Here is an 18,826-nt window from a genome sequence, read left to right as displayed (position 1 = left end):
GATGAAAAAAGTTTTATAAAATTGATAAATAAGTCTATAGCAGTTATCTAACTGAATATAAACTTATTATATAAGGGGAAAATGTTATGATTGGACTTATTTTGGGTACTTCAGAAGGTAAGAAAATTGTATCTTTATTAAATGAATTTACGGATGATTTATTTATTTCTACTGCAACTGCTTATGGTGGACAACTTCTTGAAAAATACAAATACAAGATTTTAAATTCAAAGCCATTAGACGTAAATGGTATGATACATGCAATAAATACTAATAATATACATATTTTAATTGATGCATCTCATCCTTATGCAGTAGAGGTAACAAAAAATGCTATTGAGGCTAGTAGAGTTTGTCGTATACAGTATGTAAGATATGAAAGACCCTCTATTATTGATAAGTATATTAATAGCAAAAATATAATAATTGTAAACAGTTATAAGGATTTGTACAAGTATCTAATAAATATTAGAGGTAATATATTAAATACCACTGGTAGCAGGAATATAGAAAAAATATTAGATATGAATTTGCCTAATAGAATAATACATAGAGTTTTGCCATCATCTAATGTTATAGAAAAATTATATAAACTTGGGATTAGAACAGAGGATATAATTGCAATCAAAGGGCCTGTGAGTTATGAGTTGAATTATGCTTTTATTAAAGAATACAAAGTTGTAGCTGTGCTTATGAAAGATAGTGGTATACAAGGAGGAACAGAAGAAAAGATAAATGCAATACTTGACTGTGGAGCATACGCCTTTGTTATAGCGAGAAAAAACATCCAGTATGATACTCAGCATGATAAAGTCTTTAGTTGTGAGAGAACACTAGTTGAGTATATAAATAAAAAATTTAGAACTTAGGGACGGTTAACAAGAAATATACAACAAGAACAAAATATAATGATATAGTATAAAATACTTTATATTTCGACGATCAATATTTTGCGAGCAATGAAATCAATTTTTTAAATATGAAATTATTTCCTTTTCAAGTTGGTATTTTTAAATTGCAAAGAAGAGACTAACTGTTTATATGAATTTAATTAACTTATATACATTAAATTGATACTAGTAGAAAAATATAAAAAAATAAATGAACCGTCCCCTAATTTTCGGTTTTTATTGACAATATGTAAAAAATTTTGTACAATATGCAGTGTAAAACTTAATAGTTCTTTTTAGGTGCCTAATGTAGATTATGTTATTTATATTAGGGTAAAAGGGAAAGTGGTAAAATCCACTGCAGCCCCCGCTACTGTGAAGGTAGACGAATCTTGTTAACCACTGACTATGATTATGCTGACTACAAAGTTGTGACTATAAAGTCGGGAAGGTAAGAGGAGAATGAAACCTGAGCCAGGAAACCTGCCTAAAAAGTGTGTTTTGTTATCTTTCGGTGGGAGAGATGTGCAAAAGTTGAGAGTTTAATATAAGGAATTTCGCATTGATTGTATTATGGCTAATATATATTGTTGGCATATTTTTAATAAAAAGATTTATTAGCCATGAAAAGCCATGTGAAATTGCGAGGTTTGCATATACTTGTAAAATTCTTAGAATAGTGCAATTATATAAACGAAAATATGAATTTTATAAATTGATAAGTATATGTGATTTAATAACGTGTGGTTGTGCTTGTTGAAAAGGACTAAACAGGTTGCAATTATGTGTTTAATATTAAAAACTCTGACAAATAAATATGCATATACTCCTACGGTTTCGAAAGAAACCGTTTTATTATTGTGTTAAAAATGTTGCTAAATGGTTTTTCGAGAAAAAGGAGGAACAAGAATGAAAAAGATAATTACAAGTATTGCAATGTTATCTATTATTTGTGGTGTTTTTACAGGATGTACTAATAATAAGTCAAATAATTCGAATGTGAGTGGCGAAAAAGAAAAGACAAATGTTCGAGTTTCATCAAATAAGAAAGGTAATAAAAAGGGTATTCTTGTAGTAAGTTTTGGTACAAGCTATGGTGATACAAGAAAGGTAACATTAGATGCTATACAAGAAAAAATAGCAAATAATTTTAAAGAGTATATTGTAAAAAGAGCTTATACTTCAAGTATCATTAGAAAGAAGTTGAAAAATAGAGATAATATTATAGTTGATAGTCCAGAAGAAGCATTAAATAGAATGAAAGAAGAGGGATTCAATGAAGTAATAATTCAACCACTCCATATAATACCAGGTGAAGAATATAATGAGCTTAAGGAATCAGTTGAAAAGTTCCAAAAAAACAATTCGTTTGATAAATTGGTAGTTGGAAGACCACTATTATACAGAAGTGAAGATTATAAAAAGGCTATAGAAGCTTTAAAATATCAACTTCCTAAATTGGATGAAGGACAAGCTGTTGTATTGATGGGACATGGTACAGCTCATCCAGCAAACTCTTCCTATGCACTTTTTCAATATATATTAGAAGAAGAAGGAATGAATAATGTATATGTTGGAACTGTTGAAGGATATCCTACTATAAATAATGTTATAAGAAGACTAAAGAAAGATAATATAAAGGAAGCAACATTGATGCCTTTCATGGTTGTGGCTGGAGACCATGCTAATGAGGATATGGCTGGTGATGAAAATGATTCATGGAAAATGGTGCTAAAAAGTGAAGGGTTTAAAGTAAACACGTATATTCACGGCCTCGGTGAAAATGAAGGTATTAGAAAAATTTATGTTCAACATGTAAAAGATTGTATAAATGATAACCCCTTTATGAAAGATAAATAATATATATTTTATGAGTTAAAGTTCCTTTATTGTGTAAGGAACTTTAACTCTAATTAAAAATCTTCGATTCGTAATTTAGATTTTTATCATACATAATTACAAGGAAAAAATGCAATATGCAGAGATTTTTATAGTGAATATTAATAAAAAATATATGATATTAAATATTTATATTGCATATTACGAATTGATACAAATTGAAGGTTTTTATAATAATTAATGTAATATCTTTTTAGACTACTTTTTAGTTTAATTCTTTTTTAGTCCCTATTTCCCAGTTGCTAATTTTCCAAATATCATTTTCGATTTTCATATAAATTGAAATTCTATTTTGGTAATGAGTATTTAATTTATATTTATATTTATTAAGAAAGCCTTGAGTTGCATTTTTTAAAGTATAATTATAAATTAAATCAGCTCTGCATTCTTCGTTTCCTTGTTTTGTATAAAATTTAATACGTTTGACTTTTGTTGAGTCACAGTGTTCAACAATCTTGTATAGATTATAATACTTTTCAAGTTGTTCATATTGCTTATTTTTCATAGCATTTTCATAAAGGTCATTAATATAATATTTATATTCTTTTGTGTAATCAAATGTATTATAATCTACGTTTAACCTAACTTTGCAAAATTCTTCTGAAACTTTTTTTGCATTTGAAACTTTTGCGTTATTTTCATCAAGATATACAGGATCACCATCAATGTCTAGTGAATAGTAAGGTGTTTTAGTAATAGTGTTCTTTGAAGTTTTATTAAATGTTATAAAAATTGTTGAAAAAATCAAAATAATTAAAATTATTATAGCAATAATTTTACCTTTCATTTAAGTTTCACCTACCTCATAGAATTAATATTTTCATAAAATATCATTTTTATAAAAATATTGAATATTTTATTATGTCGTATTATAATATCAATTGTATATATGTGTCATCTATAGTAACATAATATACTAATTGGGAGATTATTTCAATGGCTAGTTATAATTATATTATAAAAAATAACAAATTAGGTGGTGCTTATATGAAATTTTCACTGAAAAAGAAGTTAATACTACTTAGTGCTAGTATACTTCTTATTACAACTTTGAGTTTGGGCTATATAAGTTATATAAAATCAAATTCCATTATTCAAAAAACGCTTGTGAATGAAGCATTTGAAAAAATAAATATGGCAGATCAAAATCTTTTAGATTTAACTAATAATTTTGAAAAACTTTCCAATGTTTTAATTCATTCAGATTTATTCAAATTAAACTGTACTAATGATGATCTTGAAAAAATAATTAATTACTTTAAAAAAATTACAAAGCAATATCCAAAAATATTGAATATATACATGTACACGGAAGATTATAGATTCGTTTCTTATCCTGAAAATAAGTATTATACAGATTATAATGTTACAAATGAAGATTTTTATAAAGAGCCAATGAAAAGTGAAAAGCCAACATGGATTAAACCGTATATTGATGCTATAACAGGCAAATGGTGTGTGACTCTAAACAATAGAATACTTGATGCAGAGGGTAAACCAATAGGATTGCTTTGTATAGATATTTCATTGGAAACTATTATGAATTTTATTGATAACATAAAGTTGGGAGATAGTGGATACTTTTTCATATGTAATAATTTAGGAGGAATTGTTGCTCATCCTAATAAGAACATGCTAGGGATAGACATTCCAAATAAACAATTAAGAAGTAAAATACTTAAGGAAGATTCTGATACATTAGAAATTTCTAGTAATAATAAGAATAAATTCATAGTATTTTCAAAGTCTAAAAATTCTAATTTTAATTGGAAATTCGTAGGTTTAATTTCTACTGAAGAGAAGAATTTAGTTTCAAAGCAATTATTAATACATATATGTTTTTATGGTTTGATAATTATGATTATAAGCATATTAATATATATTGCTGTAATAAATACTATAATTAAAAATATAACTTTATTTATTGATAGTATAAATTGCATGGGTAATGGGGATATGACTGTAAAATGTGATATTAAATCAAGCGATGAAATAGGTAAGGTTGGAAGAGTGTTTAATGATATGGTCGAACGACTTAATAATGTTATAAATAAGACCCAGAAACTATCCGTTGAAATTGTTGAGCAATGTGCAAGTTTAAATACTGCTTACACTGATGCAATAAATTCATCAAAAGAGATTGAGAATGCAATTGAAAATGTTAGTTCTTCTTCTGAGATACAAGCTACTGAAACTTTGAAAAGTGTTGAAAAAATTAATACTTTGTCTTCAAATATGGAAATAATATCAACACATATAGAGAATTTGATGACTTTATGTAGTGAAACACAGAATATAAATAAAAAAGGAATAAATACGGTAAATGAACTTATACAAACGAATATAAATAGTAATGAATCGTATGATAACTTAGGAAAGGTTATTAATGAAATTGCCGAAAGTTCTGGTAAAATTTATGATATTGTTGATGTGATTGATTCTATTGCTAAACAAACAAGTCTTTTATCACTAAATGCTAGTATAGAAGCGGCACGTGCAGGTGAGCATGGCAAAGGTTTCGCAGTTGTTGCAGAAGAGGTGAGAAAATTAGCAGAACAGTCAAGCAATGCTACAAATATGATTAAAGAAATTATTGATCAAGTAAAGGAACAAACTGATACTGCTGTTTTTGAAATGAAGAATACAAATTTAAATATGGATATTCAAAATAAGTCTGTAAAAGATACAGGTGATGCTTTTAATTTGATTTATTCTACTATAGAAAATTTAATAGAACATATTGATAAAATTGAAAAATTAAATAATGATATGATTTTATTGAAAGATAATATCGTAGAAAGTATTGAAGAAATATCAGAGATGTCACAGCAAAATTCTGCAACAACCGAAGAAATTACAGCATCAGCGGAAAATCAAATAAATACAATGGATAATGTTAATGAAGTTGCAGAAAAACTTAAGAAATTTGCTGAGTTATTAAAAGCAGAAATTTCTATATTTAAAACTAAATAAATTATACCTGATGTTTTGTTTTAGTAAAACGAATGTTTTGTTTTAGTAAAGCGAGTGCTCTGATTTTTCAAGGGGGACTATACATTGGCAAAAATTGCCAATGCATAGCTCTTTGAGGTTTCCAGTTCTTTAACTCAACGTTGAAATCACCAATCGCCAAACCAAATTGTGACTTAGTTAGATATTTAAAACCTAGCCTCTAGTACCTCAAACAGATACTAGCTCTCAAGTTGCAAATATGTAATAAAAGTTGGAGCTTAATCCTAGCTTCTAATCTCAGTCCTAATTACTACTCCTTTTTCCTTTGTTTTTAATTATATTCTAAAAATGCTTCCTCTATCTACTAGTTTACCTTCTCTAAGGAATACTGGTTCAACATTATGTTTTTCTAAGAATTTAATCACTTCTTTTCCATATTTATAATATTTTAAATTACCATAGAAAGCTAAATGATTATCATCTAGAAGTCCACAAGTACCACCTATAAATCCATAATCTAAACCAGGTAAAAGTATATCTCCTGGGGGCAAAAATAAGATGTCGATTTTTGTGTTGCTTAAAGCAGCATTTATAGATGGATCACTGGTAATGATAGCAGTATCCGTTACTATTGCTGTTGAACATTTTGTATATCCTTGTTTAACGTTTATAAGAGTTTTGTTCTTAACAAATTTTTTTAAAACTATGTCAGTGTTATACAATTTATGTATAAAGTAATCATGTAAATTAACGGCATTTAGGAGTATGTCGTGTGGATAAATAGGTTTTAAAATTGAATGACTTTTTATTACATTGTAATTTAATTTTTTTAGTAAATTAATGAAATGTGATGGCATATCTTTATGCACAATTATATTTTCATAATCAATTTTGTGTAATAACATATCTGGGTGTCCACATACAGCTTCATATAATCTATTGCAAGGAGGACATTTTATTATATTGTAATTTAATTTTTCTAAAGAATTTGTTTCTTCGCTATCTATTCTGAAATCAACTAATACGTGTTTCATTGTTTTCACCTCAACTATAATTGTAGAAATACATTTAAAAATTTTCAATACATTTTGTCGATAATTGTTTATTTTATTTTGTATATACATTATTTAATAACACATACTATTATCAAGGAGTGTGAGAAATGTTATTATTGACAGTAGTATATAATAGAGAAATTGAAGATGTAATAAATGCAGCAATCAATGAAATAAAAGAATTATTTGAATTCAAGAATATTAAAATAGGTTTTTCAGAAAGTATAAGCAATAATATGCATTTTATTAAAATATATTGTAATGAATTGGACAAAAGTGAAAATATCAAAAATACATTTAATTTATATTTCGCTAATTATTTATATAGAATGGCTATAGATAAATTTGTTAATTTTTATATTGATGAATACATATTCGATAATTATTTTTTTCTAAGGGTAAGTGAAGTTGAAAAAATAAAATTTATGATAAAAAGAGCTTTACTGTGTGAAGGTGAAATAGTAGATAGAGAAATGATATACTATATAAACAGAAAGAATGAAATTCTGTCAAAAATAATTGATTGCATTAAAGAAAATGAAATAATCAACATTAACGGATTCCTCACGTTCAGGATAAAAGAATTTAAATATGAGATATATTCAGTAGTCGATAAAGTAATTGAAGAATACATGATGAAAAAGGAATATGATGAGTTTGTAAAGTTATTACGATATTTTGTAGATATTCAAGAAAGTAAAATAGACGAAGTGAATATAATAATTAATGGAGATGGAAGTTATGACATAACGGATAAAAAAGGGGATAATATATTTGAACTTATGACATATGGTTTAAAAGAGTCAAATTTTACAGGAATCGCAAATATCGAAGATGTTATAATTAGTGGATTGATAACTAATGCACCTAAACGCGTCATAATACATGGGGCTGAAAGATGTAGAAATAAGGAAATGATTGAAACTATTAAAAATGTTTTTTTAGATAGATTAGCATTTTGTGATGGATGCGAATTGTGCGAAAATAATTTTATTGACTCTAATATTAAGTTTAATATTGATGACGAGGATGACGAGGCTAAATTTAGAGAGTGTAGTGAGTTTGAGAATGAATCTAATATTGGGCCAAAGTCTGATATTGAGGCTAGCCTTAAGGCGAATAATGAGTGTGATGTTAATCTTAATAGTGAACACAATACAAAATATAGACTTGTACCTAGAATGAACAGTGATGATAAAAAATCAAAGAATAAGCTAAAGAAGAATAGTTTTAGTATTGACAATAGGTTTGATTAGTAATATAATTTTTTTAAAATTAATAATATATTTTAAAGACTATGAAGAGGAAGAGTAGATAAGGTACTGTTCACAGAGAGGAAAAACCATAGGCTGTAAGTTTTTCTGAATAAGTTTTATTGAAAACCACCTCTGAGTTATATGCTGAACTAAGTAGTAGGCATTTTCGCTTGCAAGCGTTAAAAGCATTGAGTGGACAGCATGAATACGGTAATTTTAATGTTATGTTGTCAATTTGGGTGGAATCGCGATATACTCGTCCCATGTTTGGGAGGAGTTTTTGTTTTATCTAATAATAAGGCATTTTCAAAAAAATAACTAGTCAGTATGCTAGTCTATTTTGCGAACTACTTCATCGTCGGAACCCGTTGATAGGACCTACTATCAGCGGAACCCAACTCTTTGTATTTCACAAAATATACGTCGCATCTTTGACTTGTTATTTTCTTTCAAATGCCTAAATTAGAGAAGGAAAGGTAGGGTGATAATATGGTTAAAGTAACTTTAAAAGATGGAAAGGTTATTGAATTTGAAAATGGAATCAAAATAAGTGATATTGCTATGAAAATCAGTCCAGCACTTTACAAAAAAGCAATGGTAGCAAAGGTAAATGGTGAAAGAAAAGATTTAATGACTGAAATAAATGAAGATTGTTCACTAGAAATATTAACATTTGATGATGAGGATGGAAAGTGGACTTTGAGACATACAGCTGCACATATACTTGCACAAGCTGTAAAAAGACTATATCCTGATGTTAAATTGGCAATTGGTCCAGCAATTGATACAGGATTCTATTATGATTTTGATGCAGAATTTTCTTTTACTCCAGAAATGCTTGAAAATATAGAAAAAGAAATGCAGAAAATAGTAAAAGAAGATCTAAAATTAGAAAGATTTGAACTTCCAAGAGATAAGGCAATAGAGTTTATGAAAGAAAAAGGGGAACCTTATAAGGTTGAACTTATTGAGGATTTACCAGAAGATGCAGTAATATCTTTTTATAGACAGGGAGAATTTGTAGATTTGTGTGCAGGTACACATGTTCCATCTACTAAGAAGGTTAAGGCTGTAAAACTTTTATCATTAGCTGGTGCTTATTGGAGAGGTAATGAAAAGAACAAAATGCTTCAGAGAATATATGGAACAGCATTTACTAAGAAAAGTGAATTGGAAGAATATATTCATATGTTAGAAGAAGCTAAAAAAAGGGATAACAGAAAGCTGGGTAAGGAATTGGAGCTATTCGGTGTATTAGAAGAGGGTCCTGGGTTCCCATTTTTCTACCCAAAGGGAATGGTGCTTAGAAATGTTCTTGAGGATTATTGGAGAGAGATGCATGTTAAAGCAGGGTATAATGAAATAAAAACTCCAATTATATTGAATGAAGCTCTATGGCATAGATCAGGTCATTGGGATCATTATAAGGAAAATATGTATTTTACAAAAATAGATGGTGAAGATTATGCAATCAAACCTATGAATTGTCCAGGAGCTATATTAGTTTATAAGAGTTCTATGCATTCGTATAAGGAATTTCCATTAAGATTGTGTGAATTAGGGCTTGTTCACAGACATGAACTATCAGGAGCACTTCATGGATTGATGAGAGTTAGATGTTTCACTCAAGATGATGCTCATATTTTCATGACTAAAGAACAAATTAAAGATGAGATAGTTGGGGTAATGAAACTTGTAGATGATTTTTATAAAGTGTTTGGATTTGAGTACTTTATTGAAGTATCTACTAGGCCAGAAGATTCAATGGGAAGCGATGAAGATTGGGAAATTGCTACAAGTAGTTTAATGAATGCTCTTGATTCATTAGGAAAAGAATATAAGGTAAATGAAGGCGATGGAGCTTTCTATGGACCAAAGATAGATATACATCTTAAGGACTGTCTAGGTAGGACTTGGCAATGTGCAACAATACAGCTTGACTTCCAGATGCCTGAAAGATTTGAACTTGAGTATGTTGGATCAGATGGAGAAAAGCATAGACCTGTAATGGTTCATAGAGTTATATTTGGAAGTATTGAAAGATTTATAGGAATATTAATTGAACATTATGCAGGTGCATTTCCAACTTGGTTAGCTCCAGTACAAGTAAAAATTATGAATATTACAGATGCTCAAAAAGGATACGCAGAAGAGGTTTACAATAGATTAAAAGAAGTTGGTATTAGGGCAGAACTCGATTTGAGAAATGAGAAAATTGGTTACAAGATTAGAGAAGCACAACTTAAAAAGATTCCATACATGATTATATTGGGTAATAAGGAGATGGAAAACAAACAAATAGCAGTAAGAAGCAGAAAACAAGGTGATATTGGAGCAATTGAGTTAAATAAATTTATTGAAAACATTTTAGAAGAAATTAGAGAAAGAAAAAATAATTTATAAAAAATTGTTGACAATATCAAAATAACGTAGTAGAATAGACACTGTTGATAAGTTAATATGTGAGCGAGGTAAGAAGAAATTGTCGTTTCTCACCTTACAGCAAGGCTAGTAAGGTTAAATACGCTTGGTACTTTTATTAGTAATAGTGTATGTTGCGGACGGCAGTGCTGTCCGTTTTATTTTTTATATATAGGTTATAAGCCTAGGAGGTGGATGTCATAGGTACAAAAAAGGATACCCTCTTAAATGAGGATATTAGGTTTTCGGAAGTTAGAGTTATTAGTGATAGCGGTGAGCAGTTAGGTATTATGTCTTCAAGGGAAGCACTTAGGATTGCTGATGAGAGAGAAGAGGATTTAGTTCTAATCGCTCCAGAAGCAAAACCGCCTGTTTGTAAGATTATGGATTATGGAAAGTTTCTTTATGCACAGACAAAGAAGAGTAAAGAAGCTAGAAAGAAACAGAAGGTTATAAATGTTAAAGAAATAAGGTTGAGTGCAACTATTGAAGAACATGATATAAATATTAAAGCTAATAGAGCTAGAAAATTTTTGCTAGATGAAAATAAAGTTAAAGTTACTGTAAGATTTAGAGGTAGAGAAGCCGATTATTCTTATATAGGGAAGAAAATATTAGAAAATTTCTGTTCAAAGCTTGAGGATGTTTGCATTGTTGAGAGACACCCTAAGCAGGAAGGCAGAAATATGATAATGATATTGGCTCCTAAAAAAGCATAAAGGTGAGGAGGAATTATTATGCCAAAAATGAAAACACATAGAGGTGCAGCAAAAAGAATTAAGAAGACAGGAACAGGAAAGTTCAAGAGAGCAAAAGCTTACAAGAGCCATATATTAACTAAGAAATCTCCTAAGAGAAAGAGAAATCTTAGAAAATCTGGGCTGATTTCAGCAAGTCAAGAGAAAACAATTAAGAAAGTATTACCATATCTATAGTAGAGATGGGCACGAGGAGGTAGAAAAATATGGCAAGAGTTAAGAGAGCTGTTAACGCTCGTAAAAAGCATAAGAAAGTTTTGAAACTTGCAAAAGGTTACTATGGTTCAAGAAGTAAATTATTCAGAGTTGCTAATGAAACAGTAATAAGAGGTATGAGAAATGCCTTTATTGGTAGAAAATTAAAGAAGAGAGATTTTAGAAAATTATGGATTGCTAGAATTAATGCTGCTGCTAGAATGAATGGTCTTTCATATTCAAGATTTATGAATGGAATTAAATTAGCAGGCATAGATATGAATAGAAAAATGCTTTCAGAAGTTGCAATTCATGATCCAAAGGCTTTTGCAGAATTAGTTGAGGTTGCAAAAGGTCAATTACAAGCAAAATAGTTTATTGAAATGCAGTTTTTACTGCATTTTTTATTTTATCTTTGACAAAACTATATACAATGATATAATAAAGCATATATTAATGGCTCTCATATGAGGTGGTTTTTATGTTTAGTATAACTAAGAAAAGATTCAAAAATAAATTTACGCCTGTTCAAATATTGGCAATTGGTTTTGCCATATTGATTTTTACAGGTGCTTTTTTGTTAAGTCTACCTATAGCTTCTAAAAATGGTGTGAGAACTAATTTTTTGGATTGTATTTTTACATCTACTTCTGCTGTATGTGTTACTGGTCTTGTAACGTTAGATACGGGGACTTATTGGAGTTATTTTGGGAAGACTGTTATTTTAGTTCTTATCGAAATAGGTGGATTAGGCTTCATGTCATTTGCTACACTTATTTTCTTATTATTTGGTAAAAAAATCACATTAAAAGAAAGATTAGTAATGCAAGAAGCTATGAATTATTTTTCATTATCTGGTCTTGTTAAGATGGCAAGATACATACTTGTTTTTACGTTCCTTGTAGAAGGTATAGGAGCATTACTTCTTTCAACTCAATTCATACCAGAATTTGGATTGATAAAAGGAATTTATTATAGTATATTTCATTCTGTATCTGCTTTTTGTAATGCGGGATTCGATTTGATGGGAAATTTTAGTAGTATCACAAGGTATTCAAACAATGCTGTAATAATGCTTACTATTTCTTCTATTATAGTTGTATCAGGATTGGGATTTTATGTATGGTTAGATATATATAATTATAAGAAGAGTAAGAGGTTATCGCTTCATTCAAAGCTAGTGTTACTTATGACTGCAGTATTGATAGTAATTGGAGCTATATTAATGTTTTTGTTTGAAATGAAAAATCCCAATACAATAATGGGAAAATCAATTAAGGAAAAAATATTATCTTCGCTATTTGCAGCTATTACACCTAGGACAGCAGGTTTTAATTCCATTTCAACTACAGATATGACTAATGCTAGTAAATTTTTAACAATAATACTCATGTTCATTGGTGGTTCACCGGGTTCGACCGCTGGTGGAATTAAGACAGCTACAGCCGGTGTATTGTTTGTTACAGTTATTTCTGTTATAAGAGGACGTGAGGATACAGAGCTATTTCAAAGAAGAATAAGTAAAAACACTGTTTATAAAGCATTTGCTATTATAGTTATAAGCTTAGGCGTGGTTGTTACAGTTACAATGATTTTGTCAATTACTGAATCGACTGCACCTTTTGAAGACTTATTATACGAGGCTACATCAGCATTTGGTACGGTTGGGCTATCACTAGGACTTACTCAAAAGTTGAGTTTTATTGGTAAGATAATAATTAGTATTACAATGTATGTTGGTAGAGTAGGGCCATTAACGTTGGCTTTGGCATTTGGTAAAAAAAGAAATGCATCTATAAGATATCCTGAAGATAAGATATTAGTTGGATAGGGGTGAATTAAATGAGTAAAAAGCAATATGTTGTTATTGGTTTAGGCAGATTCGGTGTTTCTGTTGCTCAAACATTGTTTGAACTTGGAAATGATGTGCTTGCACTTGATTCGAGTGAAGAAAAGGTTCAAAATATAGCTGATACAGTAACTCATGCTGTTCAAGCTGATGCGACAGATGAAAATAGTTTAAGAGCAATTGGAATTAGAAATTTTGATGTTGCTGTTGTGAGCATAGGTGAAGATATTCAAGCTAGTATAATGGCTACATTGCTCCTAAAAGAAATAGGGGTGAAACATGTAATTACAAAAGCTAATAATGCTATGCATGCAAAAGTATTACGAAAAATAGGAGCAGATAAGGTTATTTTCCCTGAAAAGGATATGGGAGCAAGGGTTGCTCACAATTTAGTATCTTCTAATATACTAGAATATATTGAGCTTTCATCAGATTATAGTATTGCTGAATTTGTTAGTCCTGCGAGTTGGTCAGGCAAAAACTTGATTGAATTGCAATTAAGAGGTAAATATGGTATAAATGTTGTTGCGATAAAGAGGAATAATGAGATAGATGTTTCTCCTTCAGCTGATGAAGAAATTGAATCTGGAGATATAATTGTAGCTATAGGAAGTATTGAGGATTTAAACAAATTGGAACATGTAATAGAATAGTGAAAAGGGGAATTTGTTTTGGAAGTAATAAGTAGTAGGGACAATTCTTTAATAAAGCTTATTTCAAAGTTAAAGATAAAAAAACATAGATTGAAAGAAAACAAGTTTGTAGTTGAGGGTTTAAGGTTTGTTGAGGAAGCATTAAATTCAAGTTTTGATGTTAGTTCTATAATAATAAGTAACAGTTTTAAAGAAAAATGGGAACAAAATGCACTTAATGGAAAAGTATGTGATGGAACAAAAATCTATTTGGTTAATGATACTGTATTTAACAACATAAGCAACACAAAAAATCCACAGGGTATAATGGCTATAGTCGAAAATAGGACTGTTGATGAAGGAATTAAATATGGATTTTATATTCTAGCAGATAAGATACAGGATCCGGGGAATCTAGGAACAATTATTAGAACAGCACATGCTTCGGGTGCTTCAGGTGTGATTGTCACTAAAGGTACTGTTGATATATATAATGAAAAGACTTTAAGATCAACGATGGGTTCTATATTTAATATACCTGTATTTGAGGATTTGGATTTGTCACTAGTAAATGACTTAAAAAGCAAAGGTTTTAAAGTTGTAACTAGTTCACTTGGAGCTGATAAGGATTTTTATGAGCTAAATTTGACTGATAATATAATAATTGCTGTTGGAAACGAAGGAAATGGTATAAGCAAAGAAGTATATGAATTAAGTGATATGATATGTAAAATTCCTATGCCAGGAAATGCTGAATCGTTAAATGCATCTGTTGCTGCTGCAGTTATGATGTATGAAGTTGTTAGACAAAAAATATACAATTGAAATTTTTAAAAAATAAAGTTATAATAACTCTTATAGATTATGAAAATTAAAATAATTGTTATTATAAAAGAGGTAAACTTAATATTTAAACTATGATGGAGAGAGTAAGTACAAATGTGCTTAAAGGGAGAGTAAATCATTGACTGAGAGTTTGCTTATGTTTACATTGTACCGAAGTTCACTCCGGAGTTCTAATTGTGAACTAGAGTAGCAATTAGCGGTAAATCCGATATCTTTTTAAGAGAATATATATTTAATTATATGTTAAATAGGGTGGTACCGCGGAGATAGTTCGTCCCTTTGGGATGGGCTATCTTTTTGATTATAAATTATAAATATTATATCTCCAAAATTCATAAAGTCATGTGTTTTGCTTTAGTAAAACGAGTTCACTGGATATTGGAGATTAGCGATTGGTGATTATTTTTAGAAAGGAGCAGTAAACATGAAAGAAAAATTGAATGTGATTAAAAATTCTGCATTAGAAGAATTGAAAAATGCAAAAATTAAAGAAGAACTTGAAGCAATAAGAATAAAATATTTAGGTAAAAAAGGTGAATTGACTCAAATACTAAGAGGTATGGGCAAACTTTCAAAAGAAGAGAGACCTATAGTAGGTAAAATGGCAAATGAAGTTAGAACATCTATTGAAGAAGTGCTAGAAAATGCTATAAAAAAGATTAATGATGAAGAAAAAAAGAAGAGATTAAAAAGTGAAATTATTGATATATCGATGCCTGGCAAAAAACAATTCATAGGTAAAAAACATCCATTAGAATTAACATTGGATAGGATTAAAGATATTTTTATTTCTATGGGTTTTTCAATCGAAGAAGGGCCAGAGGTTGAGTATGATTATTACAATTTTGAAGCATTGAATATTCCAAAAGATCATCCAGCAAGGGGTGAACAAGATACATTTTACATAAGTGATAATATTGTTTTAAGAACACAGACTTCACCAATTCAGATTAGAACTATGGAGAAGCAAAAACCTCCAATAAAGATGATTGCACCAGGTAAGGTTTATCGTTCAGATGCTGTAGATGCAACTCATTCTCCAATATTCTATCAAATTGAAGGATTAGTTATTGATAAAGGAATTACTTTTGCAGATTTGAAGGGAACACTTGAGTTGTTCACAAAGAAGATGTTTGGTGAAAATATGAAGACTAAATTTAGGCCTCATCATTTTCCGTTTACAGAGCCATCAGCTGAAATGGATGCAACTTGTTTTGTTTGCAATGGAGAGGGATGTAAAGTTTGTAAAGGAAATGGATGGATAGAGTTGTTAGGATGCGGTATGGTACATCCTAATGTACTTAGAAATTGTGGTATTGATCCAGAGGTGTATAGTGGATTTGCTTTTGGATTTGGATTAGATAGAATGGTTATGCTTAATTATGGAATTGATGATATTAGGCTTTTATATGAAAGTGATATGCGATTCTTAAATCAATTTTAAGCAATTATAATATTCAAGTATAATATTCAAGGAAAAAATTAGGGAGGTAGCTATAAAATGAAAGTACCTGTTAAATGGTTAAAAGATTATGTAGATATAAATATTTCACCGCAGGAATTGGCAGATAAGTTAACTTTAAGTGGTTCTAAAGTCGAAGAAGTAATAATAAGTGGTCAAGAGATTCAAAAGGTTGTTACTGGAAAGATTTTAAAGATAGAGCCTCATCCAGATGCTGAAAAATTGGTTATTTGCCAAGTTGATATTGGAAAAGAAGAACCTATTCAAATTGTGACAGCTGCTAAGAATATGAAAGAGAATGATATTGTTCCAATAGCATTACATGGTTCAACATTATATGGTGGGCTTAAAATAAAAAAAGGAAAATTAAGAGGAGTAGTTTCAAATGGAATGTTTTGCTCAGAAGAAGAATTGGGCATAGCAGATGGAAAACCAATTGAAGGACTTATGATATTACCTTCTGATACTCCTGTTGGCAAGGATATTAAAGAAGTATTGGGACTTGAGAGTGCAGTAATTGATTTTGAAATAACTTCAAACAGACCAGATTGTTTAGGAATTATAGGAATAGCAAGAGAAACTGCTGCTACACTAGGAAAAGAGTATAGAATTCCTAATGTAGAATACAAAGCTTCATGTGCTGAAAATATAGAAAATGAAATTAGTGTAGAAATTCAAGATAAATTATGCAAAAGATATATGGCTAAAGGAATTAAAAATGTAAATATTAAACCTTCCCCAGAATGGATGCAGGAAAGACTTATTGAAGCAGGTATTAGACCTATAAATAACATAGTAGATGTAACTAATTTTGTTATGATTGAATTAGGTCAGCCATTACATGCTTTTGATAGAAGACAAATAACGTCTAATAAAATAGTAGTTGAAAGAGCGGAGAATGGAGAAAAGTTTACAACATTAGATGGAATAGAAAGAACATTAGATAAAGAAATTCTGTGCATAAAAGATGGAGAAAAAACCATTGCATTAGCAGGTATAATGGGTGGAGAAAATTCAGAAGTCAAATGTGATACAACAGAAGTAGTATTAGAGTGTGCTAGTTTTGATGCTGTAAACATAAGAAATACAACAAGCAAATTAGCTTTGAGAACAGATGCATCATCAAAATTTGAAAAAGAGATTGATATTAATGGTGTTAAACGTGCTATGGATAGAGCTTGTCATTTAATACAGGAAATTGGTGCTGGTGAGATTATGCAGGGATGTATAGATATTTATACTGAAAATGTTTCAGAACATACAATTACTGTTGATGCAAATTGGATAAATAGTTTCTTGGGTACTAACATAGATAAAGAAAAAATGAAAGAATATCTTGACAGATTAGAGCTAAAAACAGAAATCAAAGATGATAATTTGGTTGTTTCTGTACCTACATTTAGAGTCGATATAAACATAAAGGAAGATATAGCAGAAGAGATTGCGAGACTTTATGGCTATAATAATATTCCAGCAACAATACCTAGTAGTGAAACTCTTAGAGGTGGAAAAAGTCAAAAACAAATTTTAGATGACAAAACTATTCAAACTTTGATTAACAGTGGATTAAATCAATCTATAAGTTATTCATTTGTTAGTCCAAAAGTGTTTGATAAAATTTTAGTTCCTGCTGAAAGCAACTTAAGAAATGTTGTAAAGATTAAGAATCCTTTAGGAGAAGATTTTAGTATAATGAGAACAACCACAATTGCTTCTATGATGGAAGCAATGTCAAGAAATTATACTAGAAGTAACGAAAGTGCTAGACTTTTTGAAATTGGAAAAATATATATACCTAATAAAGACGAAAATAAACTTCCAGAAGAAAAAAATATTTTAACCATAGGTATGTATGGAGGAGTAGATTATTTCAATTTAAAAGGTGTTGTAGAGAATATTATTGATGCATTAGGAATTGATAAAATTAAATTTGAAAGAGAACAAAATAATCCATCATTCCACCCTGGAAAAACTGCTGCAATTTATATTAAAAATAAATTTATAGGTGTATTAGGAGAAATACATCCAGATGTGTGTGAAAATTATGGAGTTGAAGAAAGATGCTATATTGCAGAAATTGATTTAGATATTTTGTATGCAAATTCAAAATTAGATAAAAAGTATACACCACTACCTAAATACCCAGCAGTGACAAGAGATATTGCTATTCTTGTGGATGATACTGTTTTAGTTCAATATATAGAAGATATAATAGCAAAAACTGGAGGAAATATAGTTGAAAGCTATAAATTATTTGATGTTTATAAGGGTAAACAGATTCCAGAAGGTAAGAAGAGCATAGCTTATTCTATAGTATACAGAGTAAGTGATAAGACATTAACAGATAAAGAAGTTAACAAAGTACATGATAAGATATTGAGGACACTTGAATATAAATTAGGTGCTCAATTAAGATAATAATTATAAAAAGATGTTTTCCAAATAGAGGGAAACATCTTTTTATAAAAATAGAATATATTGTGTCAGCTCTAAAGATTAAAAATTCTTCGCATTAAAATGTTATAAATATGTATATGTACTCAACGAATATTATTAGTGGAATACTAATTTATATTGTTTGAGGAGGTTTAAATAATTGAGGAAGACTAGA

The 18,826-nt window shown here is 29.4% G+C and carries 15 protein-coding genes, 1 riboswitch and 3 other annotated features; of the genes, 13 read left to right on the top strand and 2 right to left on the bottom strand.

The window, feature by feature from the left end; all coding sequences use genetic code 11:
- Positions 1-86: 86 nt before the first annotated feature.
- Positions 87-869: a cobalt-precorrin-6A reductase gene (locus CLTEP_RS02160; protein WP_066821962.1), complete on the top strand. Its 783-nt coding sequence runs from the start codon at positions 87-89 to the stop codon at positions 867-869.
- A 302-nt stretch (positions 870-1,171) separates the two neighbouring features.
- Positions 1,172-1,395: riboswitch (cobalamin riboswitch) on the top strand.
- 404 nt (positions 1,396-1,799) lie between these two features.
- Positions 1,800-2,750, top strand: a complete 951-nt coding sequence (locus CLTEP_RS02150; RefSeq protein WP_242863852.1) for a sirohydrochlorin cobaltochelatase — start codon at positions 1,800-1,802, stop codon at positions 2,748-2,750.
- A 244-nt stretch (positions 2,751-2,994) separates the two neighbouring features.
- On the opposite strand, the gene CLTEP_RS02145 is transcribed toward CLTEP_RS02150, so the two are convergent.
- A complete protein-coding gene (locus CLTEP_RS02145) occupies positions 2,995-3,576 on the bottom strand; it encodes a hypothetical protein (protein ID WP_066821958.1) in 582 nt (193 codons plus the stop codon).
- Positions 3,577-3,725: 149 nt separating this feature from the next.
- Between CLTEP_RS02145 and CLTEP_RS02140 the strand changes: the two genes are divergently transcribed.
- Positions 3,726-5,762: a methyl-accepting chemotaxis protein gene (locus CLTEP_RS02140; RefSeq protein WP_066821949.1), complete on the top strand. Its 2,037-nt coding sequence runs from the start codon at positions 3,726-3,728 to the stop codon at positions 5,760-5,762.
- 314 nt (positions 5,763-6,076) lie between these two features.
- Here the strand turns inward: CLTEP_RS02140 and CLTEP_RS02135 are convergent, their stop codons facing one another.
- Positions 6,077-6,775 carry a DUF6873 family GME fold protein gene (locus CLTEP_RS02135; RefSeq protein WP_066821946.1) on the bottom strand — a complete coding sequence of 233 codons (699 nt, stop codon included), beginning with the start codon at positions 6,773-6,775 and terminating at the stop codon, positions 6,077-6,079.
- A 128-nt stretch (positions 6,776-6,903) separates the two neighbouring features.
- Here CLTEP_RS02135 and ytxC point away from each other — a divergent pair, with 128 nt between their 5' ends.
- From ytxC to pheT, 10 genes are all read left to right on the top strand, one after another.
- Positions 6,904-8,052 carry a putative sporulation protein YtxC gene (ytxC, locus tag CLTEP_RS02130; RefSeq protein ID WP_066821943.1) on the top strand — a complete coding sequence of 383 codons (1,149 nt, stop codon included), beginning with the start codon at positions 6,904-6,906 and terminating at the stop codon, positions 8,050-8,052.
- A gap of 32 nt (positions 8,053-8,084) precedes the next feature.
- Positions 8,085-8,319 (top strand) — a binding site (T-box leader).
- 222 nt (positions 8,320-8,541) lie between these two features.
- Positions 8,542-10,455, top strand: a complete 1,914-nt coding sequence (thrS, locus tag CLTEP_RS02125; RefSeq protein ID WP_066821940.1) for a threonine--tRNA ligase — start codon at positions 8,542-8,544, stop codon at positions 10,453-10,455.
- Positions 10,456-10,519: 64 nt separating this feature from the next.
- Positions 10,520-10,644: a sequence feature (ribosomal protein L20 leader region), on the top strand.
- 20 nt (positions 10,645-10,664) lie between these two features.
- A complete protein-coding gene (gene infC, locus CLTEP_RS02120; RefSeq protein ID WP_084364550.1) occupies positions 10,665-11,192 on the top strand; it encodes a translation initiation factor IF-3 in 528 nt (175 codons plus the stop codon).
- Between the two features lie 18 nt (positions 11,193-11,210).
- Positions 11,211-11,408 (top strand): 50S ribosomal protein L35, encoded by a 198-nt coding sequence (gene rpmI / locus CLTEP_RS02115; RefSeq protein WP_066821937.1) that lies wholly within the window; start codon positions 11,211-11,213, stop codon positions 11,406-11,408.
- Between the two features lie 29 nt (positions 11,409-11,437).
- Positions 11,438-11,800: a 50S ribosomal protein L20 gene (gene rplT, locus CLTEP_RS02110; protein ID WP_066821934.1), complete on the top strand. Its 363-nt coding sequence runs from the start codon at positions 11,438-11,440 to the stop codon at positions 11,798-11,800.
- Between the two features lie 107 nt (positions 11,801-11,907).
- Entirely contained in the window at positions 11,908-13,257 is a 1,350-nt protein-coding gene (locus CLTEP_RS02105; RefSeq protein ID WP_066821931.1) for a TrkH family potassium uptake protein, read from the top strand.
- An 11-nt stretch (positions 13,258-13,268) separates the two neighbouring features.
- Positions 13,269-13,928 (top strand): potassium channel family protein, encoded by a 660-nt coding sequence (locus CLTEP_RS02100; protein WP_066821929.1) that lies wholly within the window; start codon positions 13,269-13,271, stop codon positions 13,926-13,928.
- A gap of 18 nt (positions 13,929-13,946) precedes the next feature.
- Positions 13,947-14,732: a TrmH family RNA methyltransferase gene (locus CLTEP_RS02095; protein WP_066821927.1), complete on the top strand. Its 786-nt coding sequence runs from the start codon at positions 13,947-13,949 to the stop codon at positions 14,730-14,732.
- 83 nt (positions 14,733-14,815) lie between these two features.
- Positions 14,816-15,035, top strand: a binding site (T-box leader).
- A gap of 142 nt (positions 15,036-15,177) precedes the next feature.
- The gene (pheS, locus tag CLTEP_RS02090) at positions 15,178-16,197 is read left to right on the top strand and encodes a phenylalanine--tRNA ligase subunit alpha (protein ID WP_066821925.1); all 1,020 of its coding nucleotides are present in this window, start codon (positions 15,178-15,180) and stop codon (positions 16,195-16,197) included.
- Positions 16,198-16,254: 57 nt separating this feature from the next.
- Positions 16,255-18,633 carry a phenylalanine--tRNA ligase subunit beta gene (gene pheT / locus CLTEP_RS02085; protein WP_066821923.1) on the top strand — a complete coding sequence of 793 codons (2,379 nt, stop codon included), beginning with the start codon at positions 16,255-16,257 and terminating at the stop codon, positions 18,631-18,633.
- Positions 18,634-18,826 lie beyond the last annotated feature (193 nt).

It is taken from the genome of Clostridium tepidiprofundi DSM 19306, assembly GCF_001594005.1.
GTDB lineage: Bacteria > Bacillota > Clostridia > Clostridiales > Clostridiaceae > Clostridium_AC > Clostridium_AC tepidiprofundi.
This window is presented reverse-complemented; position numbering and strand designations above follow the sequence as displayed.

Coding starts and splice junctions, on each gene's coding strand:
- CLTEP_RS02100 (WP_066821929.1), top strand. CDS start 13,269: ATGAGTAAAAAGCAATATGTTGTTATTGGTTTAGGCAGATTCGGTGTT.
- CLTEP_RS02150 (WP_242863852.1), top strand. CDS start 1,800: ATGAAAAAGATAATTACAAGTATTGCAATGTTATCTATTATTTGTGGT.
- rpmI (WP_066821937.1), top strand. CDS start 11,211: ATGCCAAAAATGAAAACACATAGAGGTGCAGCAAAAAGAATTAAGAAG.
- rplT (WP_066821934.1), top strand. CDS start 11,438: ATGGCAAGAGTTAAGAGAGCTGTTAACGCTCGTAAAAAGCATAAGAAA.
- CLTEP_RS02140 (WP_066821949.1), top strand. CDS start 3,726: ATGGCTAGTTATAATTATATTATAAAAAATAACAAATTAGGTGGTGCT.
- thrS (WP_066821940.1), top strand. CDS start 8,542: ATGGTTAAAGTAACTTTAAAAGATGGAAAGGTTATTGAATTTGAAAAT.
- pheT (WP_066821923.1), top strand. CDS start 16,255: ATGAAAGTACCTGTTAAATGGTTAAAAGATTATGTAGATATAAATATT.
- CLTEP_RS02105 (WP_066821931.1), top strand. CDS start 11,908: ATGTTTAGTATAACTAAGAAAAGATTCAAAAATAAATTTACGCCTGTT.
- CLTEP_RS02135 (WP_066821946.1), bottom strand. CDS start 6,775: ATGAAACACGTATTAGTTGATTTCAGAATAGATAGCGAAGAAACAAAT.
- pheS (WP_066821925.1), top strand. CDS start 15,178: ATGAAAGAAAAATTGAATGTGATTAAAAATTCTGCATTAGAAGAATTG.
- CLTEP_RS02160 (WP_066821962.1), top strand. CDS start 87: ATGATTGGACTTATTTTGGGTACTTCAGAAGGTAAGAAAATTGTATCT.
- ytxC (WP_066821943.1), top strand. CDS start 6,904: ATGTTATTATTGACAGTAGTATATAATAGAGAAATTGAAGATGTAATA.
- CLTEP_RS02145 (WP_066821958.1), bottom strand. CDS start 3,576: ATGAAAGGTAAAATTATTGCTATAATAATTTTAATTATTTTGATTTTT.